Below are 14,898 nucleotides of genomic sequence, written 5' to 3' on the forward strand. Positions count from 1 at the left end.
CCCACGAGGTAATCACCATGAAAGCAAGAACATCCCTGCTCACCGCCGGCGTACTGATGGCTGCAATGTTTGCCGCCAGCCCGGTTGCCATGGCCGACCATCACGGCAAAAAGCACAAGTCCGGACAGTGGGACAAACAGGAAATGTGTGAAAACTTCCGCGAGGGCAAAGGCCCGTTCAGCGAAGAAATGCGGGAGAAGTACCAGGAGAAGCGGGAAAAGCGCCAGCAAAAGATGCAAGAACACCGTGCAGAAATGGCCGATCGCCTGAAACTGAACGAAGAACAGCGCCAGATCTGGAGCGAAATCCATCAGGAACGCCAGGAAAAGTATCAAAACCGCCGAGGTAGCTGGCAGGAAAAAATGGAAAAGCACTGCGCCGACACCCAGGAGTGATCACCAGCGGGGTTCTGTCGTATGGTATAGGGTCACCTAAACAAGCTTGATCCGACCCCATGACCGAACCCGCTGTTCCTGAAATCACACTAAGCACCTGCGCCAGCATTGCCGATATCCCGGAGCGGGACTGGCAACGGCTGGCCGGGTGCAATAACCCGTTCCTGCGCCATGAATTCTATCAGGCACTGGAGCTCTCGGGCTGCACCTGCACCGAAACCGGCTGGACACCCAGTCATCTGGTATTCCGGGCTAACGGCAGGATCTGCGGCCTCGCCCCTGCCTACCTGAAAAGCCACTCCATGGGCGAGTATGTGTTCGACTTTAGCTGGGCGGAAGCCTATCAGCGCTACAGTCTGCCCTATTACCCGAAGTTGCTGATAGCCGTGCCCTTCACTCCTTCCCAGGGCCCCAGACTGTTGTTAAGCGACGAACTACGTGCCCAACTGACACCGGATTTACTAGACACCCTGTTAACCAACCTGACCGAACAACTTGGGGCCCACTCCTGGCACCTGCTATTTCCGAACACCGCCGACCAGGCGCTACTTCAGCATGAGGACGAACTGCACCGAATCGGTTGCCAGTTTCACTGGCACGACCATGGCTATCGGGGCTTTGAGGGTTTCCTGGCAGCACTCACCTCCCGCAAACGCAAGTCCATCCGCAAAGAGCGCCGTCAGGTGGCCGAGCAAGGCATCCGTTTTCAACGTTTTCACGGGAGGGATATCTCAGACCAGGTACTGTCTGCCTTTTACGTGTTCTATCAGGCCACCTACCTCAAGCGTGGCCGCCCTCCCTACCTGAACAAAGCGTTCTTCGAGCAATTGCGGGAGACCATGCCAGAGCACCTACACCTGATCATGGCGGTTCGTGACGGCCAACTGATTGCCGGCGCCCTGTTTCTGGCCAGCGACACGACCCTCTATGGCCGCTACTGGGGATGCCTGGAAGAGTACAACCACCTGCACTTTGAAACCTGTTACTACCAGGGTATTGAACTTGCCCTGAGCCTGGGACTAAAGCACTTTGACGCAGGGGCCCAGGGGGAACACAAGCTGGTGCGAGGCTTTGAACCTACCATCACCCACTCCTGGCACGGCATCCTGCACCCGGGGTTTCGGGAGGCTATCCAAAGCTTCACACATGAAGAAGCAGAGCATGTGATAAGTTACTTTAACGACGCTCAATCCGCCCTGCCATTCCGACAGCAGGACCAGGATTAGCCTCTATACTGTAACCTCAGTACGGGAATTCGACGGAGGTCGAACGCCATGGACATGGGCCAACTGGGCACTTTTCTCTCATCAGATCATCTGCCGTTACTGCTCTCGGCTGCAGCCATACTGCTTGCGTTGGGCACCATCCTGTTCACCGCCAGCGCCCGGCGTCGGCACCGGGAGGAGTTAACAACCCTGCGTGAGCGGGCCGACACCCTCTGGCGGGAGGTCGACGAGTTTCGGGTAGCGCAGTTCAACCGCACGGGCGAGTCCGGTTCATCACCACACATGTCCTCTTTGTTTGACGAAGCCCGGTACCACACTGAAAAAGAAGCCTATGACAAACTCTGGCCACAGGTGTGGCACCTGTACGAGCGCCTGGGCATGTTCCTCAGGGCCGTTGAAGCCGGTGAGGCATCGGGGGAATTGAGGCTGGAAGCCCGCCATGCGGCCCTCGAAGCCCGGAATCTTCTGAACAGAAATCGCCCATTCTGCAGCGACGTGGTCGACGGGCTCGCCACCCGACTGATTGATACCGAAATCAAGGCACACCTGGCAGCCTGCCAGCATCTTGACCTGCTGAAAGATGTCTCCAACACCTCGTCCAGCCATGACCGACGGGTGTTGCAGGACAAATGCCACAGCCTGCACGAAGGCGATGCCCGGGACCTGATCAACCAGCTCGCATCAACCATCCGCGAAAGAAGTATCCGTAACTCATAGAGTGCGACCCGGGTTATATTGCTTTGACCAAGGGTGATCCGGAACTTATTTGCCCGGGTAAAGTCTGTGAAACCTCCCCAAGACGGACACGCCAATGACACGACTATTGAAGTACTCTGGCTGGTTTCTGGGCGCCCTGTTGCTGCTGTTCTCCGGCCCCCTGCTGCTGGCAGCCACCGGCACCCAGCCAGAACGAAATGCCTGGCAAACCGCCAGCCGTGACAGCGCTGGTATAGCACCAGCGGCGGTAGACAATCACGAAGCCATCGTTCAGGTATACGGCGCCCGGGCCTGGAGCTGGCGCGGCTATTTCGCGGTACACACCTGGGTGGCCACCAAAGAGGAAGGCGCCGATCACTACAAGGTGCATGAGGTCATTGGCTGGCGCCAGCACGTAGTCAGCTCCCGCCCGGACGATCCAGATCGCCACTGGTTCGGCGCCCGGCCAGAGTTGTATGCAGATATTCGGGGCGATGAGGCCAAGGCTCTGATTCCCGACATCTACGAGGCGGTGCAGTCATACCCGTACATTAACGAATACGAGGCCTGGCCCGGCCCCAACAGCAACACCTTCGTGGCCTGGGTTATCCGGGAAACACCGGGGTTGAACGTGGCGTTACCCAATCACGCCATCGGCAAGGACTATCTGGGCAGCCGTGTGGGGGCAACAACACCCGGTGGTGCCGGTTACCAGCTTTCGCTGGGAGGCTATGTTGGTGTTCTGGCGGGCGTCCGGGAAGGCGTGGAGCTGAACATTCTGGGATTGTCGCTGGGTGTTAATCCCTTGGCGCTCGGCATCAAATTACCTGGGATTGGTGAGCTGGCTCTGCGTAATACCAATCCTATGCCGGAGGCTACGCCTTAGTTTGGGAGACGGCCGGGGAGCGGGTAAGCCTCCCCGACTAAAGCAGACCACGCCGAAGTTTGAAAGAGCTGGTCGGGTGGACCTTCCCAAAAATGTGCGGAGCCAGGGATGGCGGAGCCAAGCGTACACGGACGTATTCACAGCGTTTTTTGGGAAGGTCCACCCGACCAGCTCTAACTCCCAAGCTCAAAGTCAGAGCCTGGCAAACTCCAAATACCGACTGGCCGCCTGTTTTTTCTCGTCCTGAGAATTCAACAATTCCAGGCGTAGCCGGTCGATCAACTTCAGATAGTCATCCAGCGGTGATTTCTTTTTGCCCTGATCCTTGGAAGCCTCGATAAAGTCCTGCTGCTTCTTGCGAATTTCGTTTAGCTTTTCCAGAGCGTTCTGGATGGCTTCAATGCGGGCATTTACCGGACCATTACCGTTAGAGTTCCCGTTTCCGTTGCCATTGGCGGCTTCATTACCACCGCGCACACCAAGGAAGGTGCTCTCCGCCGGCGCGGACTCAGTGTTCTGCTCTGCCAGGTCCAGCTCTTCCAAGGTGCGCACCTCACCATCTGTGGTCAGGTAAATGCCGGAAGCTTTGATCTGGCCCAGGGGAATGCCCTGAGGGTTGGTCAAGGTAAACTGATCCTCTACGCTGCCAACGTAGAGAGCCTGAACGCCAACTTCCTCCAGTGACCGCAAGGCACCGCCGCCGTCGGCGGTTTGCACCCATACAGACAGGGACTTGAACACCTCGTCGTTGGCGTCAATCCAGCGGTTGCCGTCGTCGTCATACTTGGCGAGTTCGCTGAAACCGGAACCGGTTTGGGGACCAAACAGCTCGGAGCCGTCGTCTACCTTGCCGTTGCCATTGCGGTCAAACACCAGGTAACCGCTGCCACCACCCAGGCTGGCAAACTGGCTGGTCTGGCCGTCGCCGTTCATGTCAAATTCGAACAACGTGTCGGTCAACCGCGCGGTGGAAGCGCCGAAGTTGATCACCAGCGGGTCAGTCAGCGGGCGTTCCTGAATCTGGATCAGTTCGGAGTATTCGTAGGTGCGTGACTGTGATTGTCGAAGTGATAGGGTAAAGTCAATGGTTTCGCCGTTTTGCAGGGTGATGCTGCCGGTGGATGCAAAGCTACGACTCTCGCTTTCCGAGTAGAACATATAGCGGCCGGCCGTCACCGACAGGCTGCCCTGGGATTCCCCCACGGCCTCTCCGCCCAGAGCCGCCCGGCTGACGGTCAATGCCTGCTGGCCGAGCAGGAACAGGTCGGCGGATTTTTCGATCAGCTCGGCACTGGTAAACGAGGCCGTGCGATTATCCCCACTCACCTGGCTGGCACTGCTGAACGCCAGCTGTTCCTGGCTGCTATAACGGTAGGCCGCCTGTCGGAACAAAGACAACTCAGTGGCGCCGGCCTGCAATCCCTGTTGGGGCAAACCCGCGTTCTGCTGGGTAATGCGCAACTGGCTACTGTCCATAGCCTGCACCTGGCGGGTGCTGTTCTGAAACAGGGAAATCTGACTGGATGAAATCATGGTGTTCGTACCTCAACTGACCTGTCAGGGTATCGGCACATCACCGGAAAACTTGAGCAGTTTTTAACCAGCCAGAATCAGAGACTTAGTTGAGATACCGCACCAACGCGGCAGCCAGGAGGCCCAGAGTAATGGCCGGCAGGGGTTTGCGGATGGCCAGCATGGCAACGCCGGTGGTCATCAGCGCAGCCAGGGCGCCCAGATCGCCAGCCACCGCCATGGGAACGATGATAGCGATCAGCACCGAACTGGCCATGGTGTTGATGAAACTCTCAACCCGCGGGCTGATGCGCAGGAACGACATGATGAACACCCCGCCGAAGCGGGTTACCAGGGTCACCAGTGCCATGATGGCGATCAACGCCAGAACACCCAGGGTTGTGGTTTCAATCGCCATGCCGGACCTCAAGGTTATCTTCCCGGCTCTGGGCTCCGGGTTCCAGCCAGAACAGTCCGATCACACCACCGGCCAGTGCACCCACCACAACGTGCATATTGGGCGGCAGCCATTTCCACGCCGCCAGCGAAGCAGCACCGGCCACCAGCCAGGCCACGAGAATGCGGGGCGATTTCTTGCCACCGAGGGCCATGGCCAACAGAAAGCAACCCAGTACCATATCCAGGCCCAGGGCTCTGGGGTTCTGCAGCAGGCCACCGAAGTACACACCCAACCCGGTACCGATCATCCAGGCCAGCCAAAGCACCAGCCCGCCCCCCAGGATCACCTCAAGATTGCGCCGGCCACTCTGATACTCCTGCGCCGAGACCGCCCAGTTGGCGTCTGTCAGCAACAGCAATAGTCCGTAGCGCTTGCCCGGCGAGACGTCTTTGAGCATGGGGTACAAAGAAGCGCCCATCAGCAGGTGCCGGGAGTTGATGGCAAACACCACGGCAATCATTGGCAGCACCGAGACTTCGGTGCCCCACATGTCCACCGCGGCGAACTGGGACGCACCGGCGAACACGGTGGTGCTCATCAGGATGGATTCAAGCGGCGACAAGCCCTTCTGGATGGCCGCCAGGCCAAAGGCAGCACCAAACGCCACCACGAACAATGAGATGGGAAGTAAACGAAAAAACTCAGCTCGCACCCTGTGCGGCTGAAATTGGTAAGGATATAAACTGGCAGACATTACGAGAAACTAAGCCGGAACCGCCAAAACGCGAATAGGTAATAACCGCTAGCCCGGAATTATTTTTCCTATTTTGCTCAATCAGTTATATGAACAAATCACACTTTTGCGAACTCGGTCGCCTCGCCCTTGTTGACGTGAACGTAAACTTATTCTAGTTTGTTTTTCGTCCAGCCCCAAAAGGGCAACCCGGCCAATCCACCGGGCAGGACTGATGAAATCGAACATCCGGCCAAAAGCCGGGATTACAAAAACAAGACAAACCTACCGCCGCGATCCGGCCAGGTGGGAGAGGATTTCAACATGTCTGATCTTTTACGCTCCCCAAAGGGGCTGCGTCCCGTCAGCCTTGACGATGTCTGGGAAAAAGATGCCGGTTCGGTCTACATGAACGGCAGCCAGGCCCTGGCGAGACTTCCCCTGCTCCAAGCCCAACTCGACCGCAAGAACAACCTGAACACCGCAGGCTTTATCTCTGGCTATCGCGGATCTCCCCTTGGCGGTTTTGACAAGGTTCTGTGGAAAGCCCGGGACCACCTCAAAGAAAACAACATCCATTTTTTACCCGGGGTGAATGAAGACCTTGGCGCCACCGCTGTCTGGGGCAGCCAGCAGGTCAACATCTTTGAAGGTGCCCGTTACGACGGCGTGTTTGCCCTCTGGTATGGCAAAGGCCCGGGTGTGGACCGCACCGGTGATGTGTTCAAGCACGCTAACGCGGCGGGCACCTCCCGATTTGGTGGGGTACTGGCCGTCGCTGGCGACGACCATGCCTGCAAATCTTCCACCCTGCCCCATCAAAGTGATTATGCGTTTCTGGATGCGGGTATGCCGGTGCTCAACCCCGCCGGCATTCAGGACATTCTGGATCTGGGCCTCTACGGCTGGGCCATGTCGCGGTTTAGCGGCTGCTGGATTGGCTTCAAAGCCCTGGCCGAAAACATGGATTCGTCCATTTCTGCCAACCTGGATCTCAGCCGGATCAACATCCGCATTCCCACACAGTTTCCCATGCCGGAAGGTGGCCTGAACTCCCGCTGGCCAGACAAACCCATGGCGCAGGAGGAACGACTGCACCGCCATAAGCTGGAAGCCGCCAAGGCCTTTTGCCGGGCCAACCGCCTGGACCGCACGGTGCTTTCGGTTGAACGGCCCCGACTGGGCATCGTCACCACCGGCAAAGCCTACCTGGATGTGATCCAGGCGCTGGCGGACCTCGGCCTGGGCGATGAGGAACGTGAAGCCATCGGGCTGGCCGTGTACAAGGTCGCCATGCCCTGGCCCCTGGAACCCGAGGGTATTTTTGAGTTTGCCTCAGGGCTGGAGGAAATTCTGGTAGTCGAGGAAAAACGGGGATTGATTGAAGAACAGATCAAGACCCAGCTTTACACCTGGCAGGATGGCCGACGCCCCAATGTCATCGGCAAGCGGGACGACCAGGGTAACGACCTGCTACCGACCATCGCTGAACTGACACCGGCCATGGTGGCACGAGCCATCGCCTCCCGCCTGGATGGCCGTTATTGCAACGACAAACTGCAACAGCGCCTCGGTTTCCTGACCGAGAAGGAGAACAGTCTGGCGCAACCCCGGGAGCGCCTGGAACGCACTCCGCACTTCTGCTCTGGTTGCCCCCACAACACGTCTACCCAGGTACCGGAAGGCAGCCGGGCCCTCGGCGGCATTGGCTGTCATTACATGGCGACCTGGATGGAACGAGGTACCGACACCTTCACCCAGATGGGTGGTGAAGGCGTCACCTGGCTTGGCCAGGCACCGTTTACCAACCAGAAACACGTGTTCCAGAACCTCGGCGACGGCACCTACTTTCACTCAGGCGTACTGGCCATTCGCGCGGCCATTGCCTCCGGTGCCAACATCACCTACAAGATTCTCTACAACGACGCCGTGGCCATGACCGGCGGCCAGCCGGTGGATGGCACCCTGACGGTGCAGCAGATCAGCCATCAGCTGTATGGTGAGGGCGTGCGACGTATCGCGGTGGTCAGCGACGATATCGACAAATACCCGTCGCGGGCGGATTTCGCGGACCGCACTACCTTCCATCACCGGGACGACTTGGACGCCCTGCAACGGGAAATGCGTGAGATCGAAGGCTGTTCGGTGATCATCTATGACCAGACCTGCGCGGCCGAAAAGCGCAGGCGCCGCAAGCGCGGCACCATGGAAGACCCAAACCAGCGCGTGATGATTCACTCGGACGTGTGCGAAGGCTGCGGTGATTGCGGTATCCAGTCCAACTGCCTGTCGATTCTCCCGAAAGACACAGACGCCGGGCGCAAACGCACCATTGACCAGTCCTCCTGCAACAAGGACTTCTCCTGCGTGCGCGGTTTCTGCCCGAGCTTTGTCACCGTCAAAGGCGGCAAACTGAAGAAGCCAGCCGGCGTCAGCTCAGACGTGGACTTCCCTGAGCTTCCGGAACCCACGCCGGTCACCGGCAATAATCCTTACGGTATTCTGCTGACCGGCGTCGGCGGCACCGGCGTGGTGACCGTCAGTGCCCTGCTGGGCATGGCAGCCCACCTTGAGGGCAAAGGCGTCTCCGTGCTGGACCAGGCCGGCCTGGCCCAGAAGTTCGGCGCTGTCGTCAGTCATATCCGCATCAGTGACCGGCAAGACAACATCCATGCCGTGCGCATTCCCGCCGGCGAGGCCGACCTGATGATCGCCTTTGATCTGATGGTCGCCGCCACCGACGATGCCCTGGCCAAGCTGGATAACCGTTTCTCACGGGCGGTGGTCAATACCGAACAGGCCATGCCCGCCGCCTTTACCCGAGACCCGGACATCCAGTTCCCCGGCGAATCCATGGAGCAGACCGTCAAGGAAGCCTGCCGGCCTGATGGCAGCTGGTTCCTCAACGCGGGTGACCTCGCCAAAGCCCTGATGGGTGACGGCATGGCGGTCAACCTGTTCACCGTCGGCTTTGCCTGGCAACAGGGGCTGCTGCCGCTCAGTGCCGCAGCCATAGAGCGGGCCATTGAGCTTAACAACGTGGCGGTCGAGAAAAACAAACAGGCATTTCTGTGGGGCCGCCGGGCTGCCCATGATCTGGACCGGGTGATGGCCCTGGCGTTCCCGAAACCCCAAGGCACACCTGTGCAGGTGATGGAAACCACGGATCAACTGATCCAGCGCAACATGGAACACCTGAGCGATTACCAGAACACCGCCCTGGCCAAGCGCTATGAAAGACTGGTGCGCCAGGCGGAACACACCATCTCCCAGAAACTCGGCCGTGACCCGTTGTTGTTCCGGGCCATCGCCGACAACTACGCCAAGGTGCTGGCCTACAAAGACGAGTACGAAGTGGCGCGACTGTTCAGCAATGGCAGCCTGCGCAAGCAGCTGGAGGAGCAGTTCGAGGGCGACATTGAGCTGGAGTTCAATCTGGCACCGCCGCTGCTCAGCCGGAGTAAAAACGGCGAACGCCCTAAGAAACGCACTTTCGGTCCCTGGATGGAAACCGTGTTCGCCTGGCTGGCGAAAGCCCGCAGCCTGCGAGGCACACCCCTGGACCCCTTCGGATACACCGCGGACCGCCGCCTGGAGCGCAAGATCATCCGGGAGTACGAAACCGATGTGGCCTTCCTGCTCAAACACCTGAGCAAAGACCACGCCGATGCCGCGCGAAACCTGGCCAGCCTGCCTGCGAAGATCCGCGGTTATGGCCCGGTCAAAGAAGCGGCCTATCATGCCACCCGAAAAGAACGGGCGCAGTACCGGGCTGAACTGAACCCCGGTGAACGGGCACACCAACAAATCGCCAACGCGGCGGTCTAAAACAAAAACAGCCGCCGCAGGCCCCACAAGGGTAGCGGCCGGCCACGGAACAGAGGTGAAACGCCATGAACGTATTCAGCCATCCGGAGTTCGATCACCACGAACACCTGTCTTTTGTCTGCGACGCCGAAACCGGCCTGAAGGGCATCATTGCCATCCACAATACGTCAAGGGGTGCAGCACTCGGCGGTTGCCGAATGTTCCCCTACGCAAGCGATGAGGAAGCGTTGAGGGATGTGTTGCGACTGTCCCGGGGGATGACCTATAAATCGGCCCTGGCCAATCTCGACCTGGGTGGCGGCAAGTCAGTCATCATCGGCGACCCGCGTAAGCACAAGACCGAAGCCTTGCTCGAAGCCATGGGCAGGCACCTGGAAAGCCTCGGCGGCCAGTACATTGCCGCTGAGGACTCCGGCACCAGCGTGCCAGACCTGAAAGTGATGGGCCGCCATACCCGGCACGTGGCCGGCGTAACCACCCGCACCGGGTTTGATGGCCAGCCCAGCACAGGCGACCCGTCGCCGGTAACCGCCTACGGCACTTTTATTGGCCTTAAAGCCGCCGTAAAACACAAACTCGGCACGGATAATCTGACTGGCCTGAAGGTGGCTATCCAGGGCATTGGTAATGTTGGCTTCCGCCTGGCCCGCTACCTGAAAGAGGCCGGTGCAGAACTGTGGGTCACCGACATTCACGCCGACAACCTCCAGCGCGCGGTGGACGAGTTTGGTGCAACGCCCGTTGCTTCCGGTGACATCCTGAGCCTGCCGGTGGACGTTGTAGCCCCCTGCGCCATGGGTGCAGTGCTGAACGACCAGAGCATTCCGGCCATCCGGGCGGCCATCGTGGCCGGCGCCGCGAACAATCTCCTGGACCGCCCCGAACACGATGCGGCCCTCAAACATCGGGGCATCCTCTACGCTCCGGATTTCGCCATCAACGCCGGCGGCATCATTGATGTGTTCTACGAGCGCACCGGAGGCTCACCCGAGCAAATCCGCGCCCACGTGGACACCATCGGTGACACCCTGTCGGAAATATTCCAGCGCTCTGATCGAACCGGACTCCCCACCGGGGAGATTGCCAACGAACTGGCAGAGGAGCGCTTCCGAAAGCACGCCGCGGGTGCTGGGCTGGCGCCCAGGCGGCTGGCTTGCGCCGGGTGACCTGACACCGGTGCTTCCCCTTGGGGGCCGCAGGGTTCTGCGGCTCCCCTTTTAACCCCTGAAACAAAAACAACACCTTCGGGAGATCACTATGTCTGTCACTTCATCCGGCTCCGCAACCTATTCGGATGCCCTTGAGGGCTCCAATGCGAAACGAGGGCTTTGGTCCTCACGGTTCGCGTTTATTCTGGCTGCCACCGGCTCCGCCGTCGGGCTTGGCAATATCTGGAAATTCCCCTACGTTACCGGCGAAAACGGTGGCGGCGCCTTTGTGCTGGTGTACCTGCTGTGCATCGCCGTTGTCGGCATTCCCATCATGATGGCCGAGGTCATGATCGGCCGCCGGGGTGGTCGCAGCCCGGTCAACAGCATCCGACTGATTACCGAACGGGACAGACTCAAACCGGCCTGGAAACTGGTGGGCGCTATCGGCGTTCTTGCTGGCTTTTTAATACTGTCGTTCTACTCGGTGATTGGTGGTTGGGCAATATCCTACGTGGGTACCACTGCCAGCGGGCAACTGGCTGGTCAGTCGGCAGAAGCCGTAGGCGCCATTTTCTCCGGCTTGCTAAGCAATCCGTCCACCCTGCTGCTCTGGCACACGGTGTTTATGGCCCTGGTGATGGTGGTCGTCGCCCGGGGCGTCCGCTCCGGCCTTGAGCGGGCCGTCAGTATCCTGATGCCAGCGCTGTTCGTATTGTTGCTACTGGTGGTCGGCTACGCCATGACCACCGGCCACTTCGGCCAGGCCGCGGCCTTCCTGTTCCAGCCAGACTTCTCCAAGCTGACCACCTCCGGCGTGCTGGTCGCCCTTGGCCACGCGTTCTTTACCCTGAGCCTGGGTATGGCGGTAATGATGGCCTACGGCTCTTATCTGCCGAAAAAGATCTCCATCGCCAAAACCTCCATCACCGTCTCCGTGATCGACACCGGCGTGGCCCTGCTGGCTGGCCTGGCGATCTTCCCCATTGTCTTTGCCAACGGTCTCGAACCCGGTGCCGGCCCTGGCCTGATCTTCCAGACACTGCCCCTGGCCTTCGGGCAGATGCCCATGGGCACCCTGTTTGGCACGTTGTTTTTCGTGTTGCTGATCTTTGCCGCCTGGACCTCCGGCATCTCCCTGCTGGAGCCCATCGTGGAGTGGCTGGAAGAGCAGAAAGGCATGAACCGGACCATCAGCACCATCGCTGCTGGCGGCGTATGCTGGGCTCTGGGCATTGCCTCCGTGCTGTCACTGAACCTGTGGGCGGACGTTGCTCCGCTGGGCTTCATTCCCATGCTGGAAGGCAAAACCATTTTCGACCTGCTGGACTTCTTCACCGCCAACATCCTGTTGCCGCTGGGTGGCCTGCTGGTCGCACTGTTTGCCGGCTGGGTGATGTCCCGCCAGGCCATGGAGAACGAACTGTCGCTGTCACCTGCCATGTTCAACCTGTGGTTTATCACCGTGCGGTTTGTTACCCCGGTGGCCGTTGCCATCGTGTTTATCTACAACCTGATGTAAGCCCTATTGCCCGGGCAATACACTGCCCGGGCTCTCCCATCCCGCCTGTTCCGGGCACCAACGTACCAATTGATAAGCATCTGTCCCTTTCTGACCGGACTTTTACGGCTCTTGGCGCGTAATGTGTGATTGTTAGACAAACACAATCGAGGCAGTCGCTATGTCAGCAGTCACAGCATCTTTTCCGGTACGCCGTCAGGACTTTGGTTTTGAGGATGTACCGCGCCACTGGGTCGACAGTGACCCGTTTATGACCCACCTGTTCAACGCCCTCTCCGCACTTTTCCCAGACGGTGAGCGCTTCTTCGTGGACAGTGTTCGGGCAGTACGTGACCAGATCAACGACCCTCAGTTGCAGAAGGACATCAGCGCCTTTATCGGGCAGGAGGCCATGCACGCGAAGGAGCATGGCCACTTCAACGAGGGTGCCATCAATCAGGGTTTCGATATCAAGAAACTGGAAGGCTGGACCCGAGGCTTCCTGTCCGCGAAAGACCTGCCGCTGCTCAACAACAAGCGGGTGCATCTGGCCGCTACCGTTGCCCTTGAGCACTTCACCGGCATCCTCTCAGCACAGCTGCTGAAGCGCGAAGACCTGGTGAATGCCATCGACCCGTCCATGCGAACCCTGTGGGCCTGGCACTGTGTCGAAGAGAACGAACACAAAGCGGTGGCCTTCGACACCTATGAAAAACTCTACGATAAAACCGTAGTGGACTACGCCATCCGCATGGGTGTCATGGCGTTGATCACAACGCTGATCATGGTAGCCATCCACTCGTTCATTTTTGAGCTGATGCGCGAAGACAAGCAGTTACTGAATCTGAAGTCCTGGGCCAAAGGTCTGAACCGTGTGTGGGGCCGCAAGGGCATGTTCACCGCGATCATTCCGGAGTACCTGGATTACTTCAAACCAGACTTCCACCCCTGGCAGCACGACACCGAGTTCCTGCTGCACAAATGGCGCAAGCAGCTGAACTTCGCCTGATGCCCGCGCCTGCTCGCCGGACTCAGTCCGGTTTTCGGGCGACGTAGACGGTGTTGAACGATTCGCGATTCTGGAAGGGGTTGTAGAAGCTAACCACGTGGCAGGCTACGTCGGTAAACACTTCCCGCAGCGTCGCCATGAACTCATCATCCTCACCTTCGTTGGACCACATGGCAAACACGCTTCTGGGCTTGAGTTGCCGGGCCATGAGGCGGAGGTTGTTGGCGGTGTAGAAGCTGGCACTGGAATCGTGCAGCAGGGCCCTGGGCGAGTGGTCGATGTCGAGCAGGATGGCGTCGAACTGTTTGCCCGGTGCTTCCGGGTCAAAGCCGCCGGTTTCGGGGTCGGCGATGGCGAGGTCGAAGAAGCTGCCGTGTATGTAGCGGTTGCGGGGGTCGGCGTTAAGGTCTTTGCCGAGGGGCACTTTTTCTTGCTGGTGCCAGCCGATGACGGGTTTCAGGTATTCGACGACGAGCAGTTCGCTGACGCGCTCATGTTTGAGAGCTGCCACGGCGGTGTAGCCAAGGCCGAGTCCGCCTACAACGACGCTGAGGTTGTCGCCTTCGGTTTCACCCAGGCCAATGTCTGACAGGGCCACTTCGGCGTCGACAAACATGCTGGACATAAGAAATTCTTCGCCCAGTTTCACTTCGTAGATATCGCGGTCACCCAGTGCCGGAATCCTGCGGCGGCGCAGCGCGATTTCCCCGATCACCGAGGGCTGGCTGTCAATTTGTTCGAAAAGCAGTCCCATAGTCTTTGACTCTTATTCTGGAATTTCACGAGCGCGCATCTTCGGGAGTTACGATCACCCAGCCTGATGGACCGTGCTGTCGCAGTTGGGGTAAGGCTTTCAAAACACGCTCAAGCACATCCATGTGGCGCTTGGGCTCCGCCATCCCTGGCTCCGCACAGTTTTGAAAGCCTTACCCCAACCGCTCCTGTCGTCTACTCCCCTGCCCGCTCCTGGGCAGAGACGTTCATACAATTTGCGAGAATACTCCGCATCTTCTCCGCACCCAGCTCATTCATCAGTGCGATATTCCGATCAGGAATCCCGTCCACATCCGGATGGCTGTCAATCGCCGCCTCCAGACTCGCCTCCCGCAACAGGTGCAGCATGGGGTACGGAGACCGGTTGGTGTAATTCTCCGCAGCAGCCGGATCGGTTTCAGCAAACTGGTAATCCGGATGGAAACTGGCGATTTGGTAAACGCCCTCCAGTTCAAGGTACGCCAACAACGCATCGGCAGCGTCCAGAAACTCATTGTAGGCGTAGAAATCCTTCAGCACGCCCGGGTGTATCAACAACGTGGTTTCGATTTCCGGTTCGTCTTCCAGGCGCTGCAATTCCGCGTGCAGGGCCTGCAGGAGGTCGTCTTCGTTGTTGGCGTCTGTCACCGTAAACCGAACCCGGTTCTTGACCAGTTCCCGTTTGGCGAAGGGGCAGAGGTTGTAGCCAACGACTACGTCTTCGACCCATTTTCGGGTTGCACTCACAATCTGGTTGTCATTCACAGTATTCGCCTTTAGAACCTGAAGCCACTCCGATGTATGAGTGGGC

The 14,898-nt window shown here is 58.9% G+C and carries 13 protein-coding genes; 8 read left to right on the forward strand and 5 right to left on the reverse strand.

Annotated elements, in window-relative coordinates:
- The first annotated feature begins 17 nt into the window (after window positions 1-17).
- The 4 genes from ABIE59_RS07005 (at window position 18) to ABIE59_RS07020 (ending at window position 3,203) form a co-directional block, all read left to right on the forward strand.
- Window positions 18-395, forward strand: coding sequence for a hypothetical protein (locus ABIE59_RS07005; protein WP_354445540.1), 378 nt, complete (start codon window positions 18-20; stop codon window positions 393-395).
- Window positions 396-454: 59 nt separating this feature from the next.
- Window positions 455-1,621, forward strand: coding sequence for a GNAT family N-acetyltransferase (locus tag ABIE59_RS07010; protein WP_354445542.1), 1,167 nt, complete (start codon window positions 455-457; stop codon window positions 1,619-1,621).
- Between the two features lie 48 nt (window positions 1,622-1,669).
- The gene (locus tag ABIE59_RS07015; RefSeq protein WP_354445544.1) at window positions 1,670-2,338 is read left to right on the forward strand and encodes a hypothetical protein; all 669 of its coding nucleotides are present in this window, start codon (window positions 1,670-1,672) and stop codon (window positions 2,336-2,338) included.
- A gap of 94 nt (window positions 2,339-2,432) precedes the next feature.
- The gene (locus ABIE59_RS07020; RefSeq protein WP_354445546.1) at window positions 2,433-3,203 is read left to right on the forward strand and encodes a DUF3750 domain-containing protein; all 771 of its coding nucleotides are present in this window, start codon (window positions 2,433-2,435) and stop codon (window positions 3,201-3,203) included.
- A 192-nt stretch (window positions 3,204-3,395) separates the two neighbouring features.
- Here the strand turns inward: ABIE59_RS07020 and ABIE59_RS07025 are convergent, their stop codons facing one another.
- From ABIE59_RS07025 to ABIE59_RS07035, 3 genes are all read right to left on the reverse strand, one after another.
- Entirely contained in the window at window positions 3,396-4,736 is a 1,341-nt protein-coding gene (locus ABIE59_RS07025; protein ID WP_354445548.1) for an SPM autocatalytic domain-containing protein, read from the reverse strand.
- 85 nt (window positions 4,737-4,821) lie between these two features.
- On the reverse strand, window positions 4,822-5,133 hold the full coding sequence (locus tag ABIE59_RS07030) for an AzlD family protein (RefSeq protein ID WP_354445550.1): 312 nt from the start codon (window positions 5,131-5,133) through the stop codon (window positions 4,822-4,824).
- The gene (locus ABIE59_RS07035; RefSeq protein ID WP_061333081.1) at window positions 5,123-5,869 is read right to left on the reverse strand and encodes an AzlC family ABC transporter permease; all 747 of its coding nucleotides are present in this window, start codon (window positions 5,867-5,869) and stop codon (window positions 5,123-5,125) included. Before ABIE59_RS07035 ends, ABIE59_RS07030 begins: the two co-directional genes overlap by 11 nt.
- A 303-nt stretch (window positions 5,870-6,172) precedes the next feature.
- Here ABIE59_RS07035 and ABIE59_RS07040 point away from each other — a divergent pair, with 303 nt between their 5' ends.
- From ABIE59_RS07040 to ABIE59_RS07055, 4 genes are all read left to right on the forward strand, one after another.
- On the forward strand, window positions 6,173-9,676 hold the full coding sequence (locus ABIE59_RS07040; protein ID WP_354445552.1) for an indolepyruvate ferredoxin oxidoreductase family protein: 3,504 nt from the start codon (window positions 6,173-6,175) through the stop codon (window positions 9,674-9,676).
- A 65-nt stretch (window positions 9,677-9,741) separates the two neighbouring features.
- Window positions 9,742-10,842: a Leu/Phe/Val dehydrogenase gene (locus ABIE59_RS07045; RefSeq protein ID WP_354445554.1), complete on the forward strand. Its 1,101-nt coding sequence runs from the start codon at window positions 9,742-9,744 to the stop codon at window positions 10,840-10,842.
- Between the two features lie 91 nt (window positions 10,843-10,933).
- On the forward strand, window positions 10,934-12,346 hold the full coding sequence (locus ABIE59_RS07050; RefSeq protein WP_354445556.1) for a sodium-dependent transporter: 1,413 nt from the start codon (window positions 10,934-10,936) through the stop codon (window positions 12,344-12,346).
- Between the two features lie 160 nt (window positions 12,347-12,506).
- Window positions 12,507-13,334 (forward strand): metal-dependent hydrolase, encoded by an 828-nt coding sequence (locus ABIE59_RS07055; protein ID WP_286251204.1) that lies wholly within the window; start codon window positions 12,507-12,509, stop codon window positions 13,332-13,334.
- A 22-nt stretch (window positions 13,335-13,356) separates the two neighbouring features.
- On the opposite strand, the gene ABIE59_RS07060 is transcribed toward ABIE59_RS07055, so the two are convergent.
- Together ABIE59_RS07060 and ABIE59_RS07065 are read right to left on the reverse strand one after the other, a co-directional pair.
- Entirely contained in the window at window positions 13,357-14,088 is a 732-nt protein-coding gene (locus ABIE59_RS07060; protein WP_354445559.1) for a polyamine aminopropyltransferase, read from the reverse strand.
- Between the two features lie 194 nt (window positions 14,089-14,282).
- Window positions 14,283-14,852, reverse strand: coding sequence for a DUF1415 domain-containing protein (locus tag ABIE59_RS07065; protein WP_354445561.1), 570 nt, complete (start codon window positions 14,850-14,852; stop codon window positions 14,283-14,285).
- Between the last annotated feature and the right edge of the window lie 46 nt (window positions 14,853-14,898).

Origin of the sequence: Marinobacter sp. MBR-99 (genome assembly GCF_040547575.1) — a bacterium.
Taxonomy (GTDB): Bacteria; Pseudomonadota; Gammaproteobacteria; order Pseudomonadales; family Oleiphilaceae; genus Marinobacter.

What these genes read in the sequence shown, in the direction of transcription:
- ABIE59_RS07005 (WP_354445540.1), top strand. Translation starts at nt 18, where the DNA reads ATGAAAGCAAGAACATCCCTGCTCACCGCCGGCGTACTGATGGCTGCA.
- ABIE59_RS07010 (WP_354445542.1), top strand. Translation starts at nt 455, where the DNA reads ATGACCGAACCCGCTGTTCCTGAAATCACACTAAGCACCTGCGCCAGC.
- ABIE59_RS07015 (WP_354445544.1), top strand. Translation starts at nt 1,670, where the DNA reads ATGGACATGGGCCAACTGGGCACTTTTCTCTCATCAGATCATCTGCCG.
- ABIE59_RS07020 (WP_354445546.1), top strand. Translation starts at nt 2,433, where the DNA reads ATGACACGACTATTGAAGTACTCTGGCTGGTTTCTGGGCGCCCTGTTG.
- ABIE59_RS07025 (WP_354445548.1), bottom strand. Translation starts at nt 4,736, where the DNA reads ATGATTTCATCCAGTCAGATTTCCCTGTTTCAGAACAGCACCCGCCAG.
- ABIE59_RS07030 (WP_354445550.1), bottom strand. Translation starts at nt 5,133, where the DNA reads ATGGCGATTGAAACCACAACCCTGGGTGTTCTGGCGTTGATCGCCATC.
- ABIE59_RS07035 (WP_061333081.1), bottom strand. Translation starts at nt 5,869, where the DNA reads ATGTCTGCCAGTTTATATCCTTACCAATTTCAGCCGCACAGGGTGCGA.
- ABIE59_RS07040 (WP_354445552.1), top strand. Translation starts at nt 6,173, where the DNA reads ATGTCTGATCTTTTACGCTCCCCAAAGGGGCTGCGTCCCGTCAGCCTT.
- ABIE59_RS07045 (WP_354445554.1), top strand. Translation starts at nt 9,742, where the DNA reads ATGAACGTATTCAGCCATCCGGAGTTCGATCACCACGAACACCTGTCT.
- ABIE59_RS07050 (WP_354445556.1), top strand. Translation starts at nt 10,934, where the DNA reads ATGTCTGTCACTTCATCCGGCTCCGCAACCTATTCGGATGCCCTTGAG.
- ABIE59_RS07055 (WP_286251204.1), top strand. Translation starts at nt 12,507, where the DNA reads ATGTCAGCAGTCACAGCATCTTTTCCGGTACGCCGTCAGGACTTTGGT.
- ABIE59_RS07060 (WP_354445559.1), bottom strand. Translation starts at nt 14,088, where the DNA reads ATGGGACTGCTTTTCGAACAAATTGACAGCCAGCCCTCGGTGATCGGG.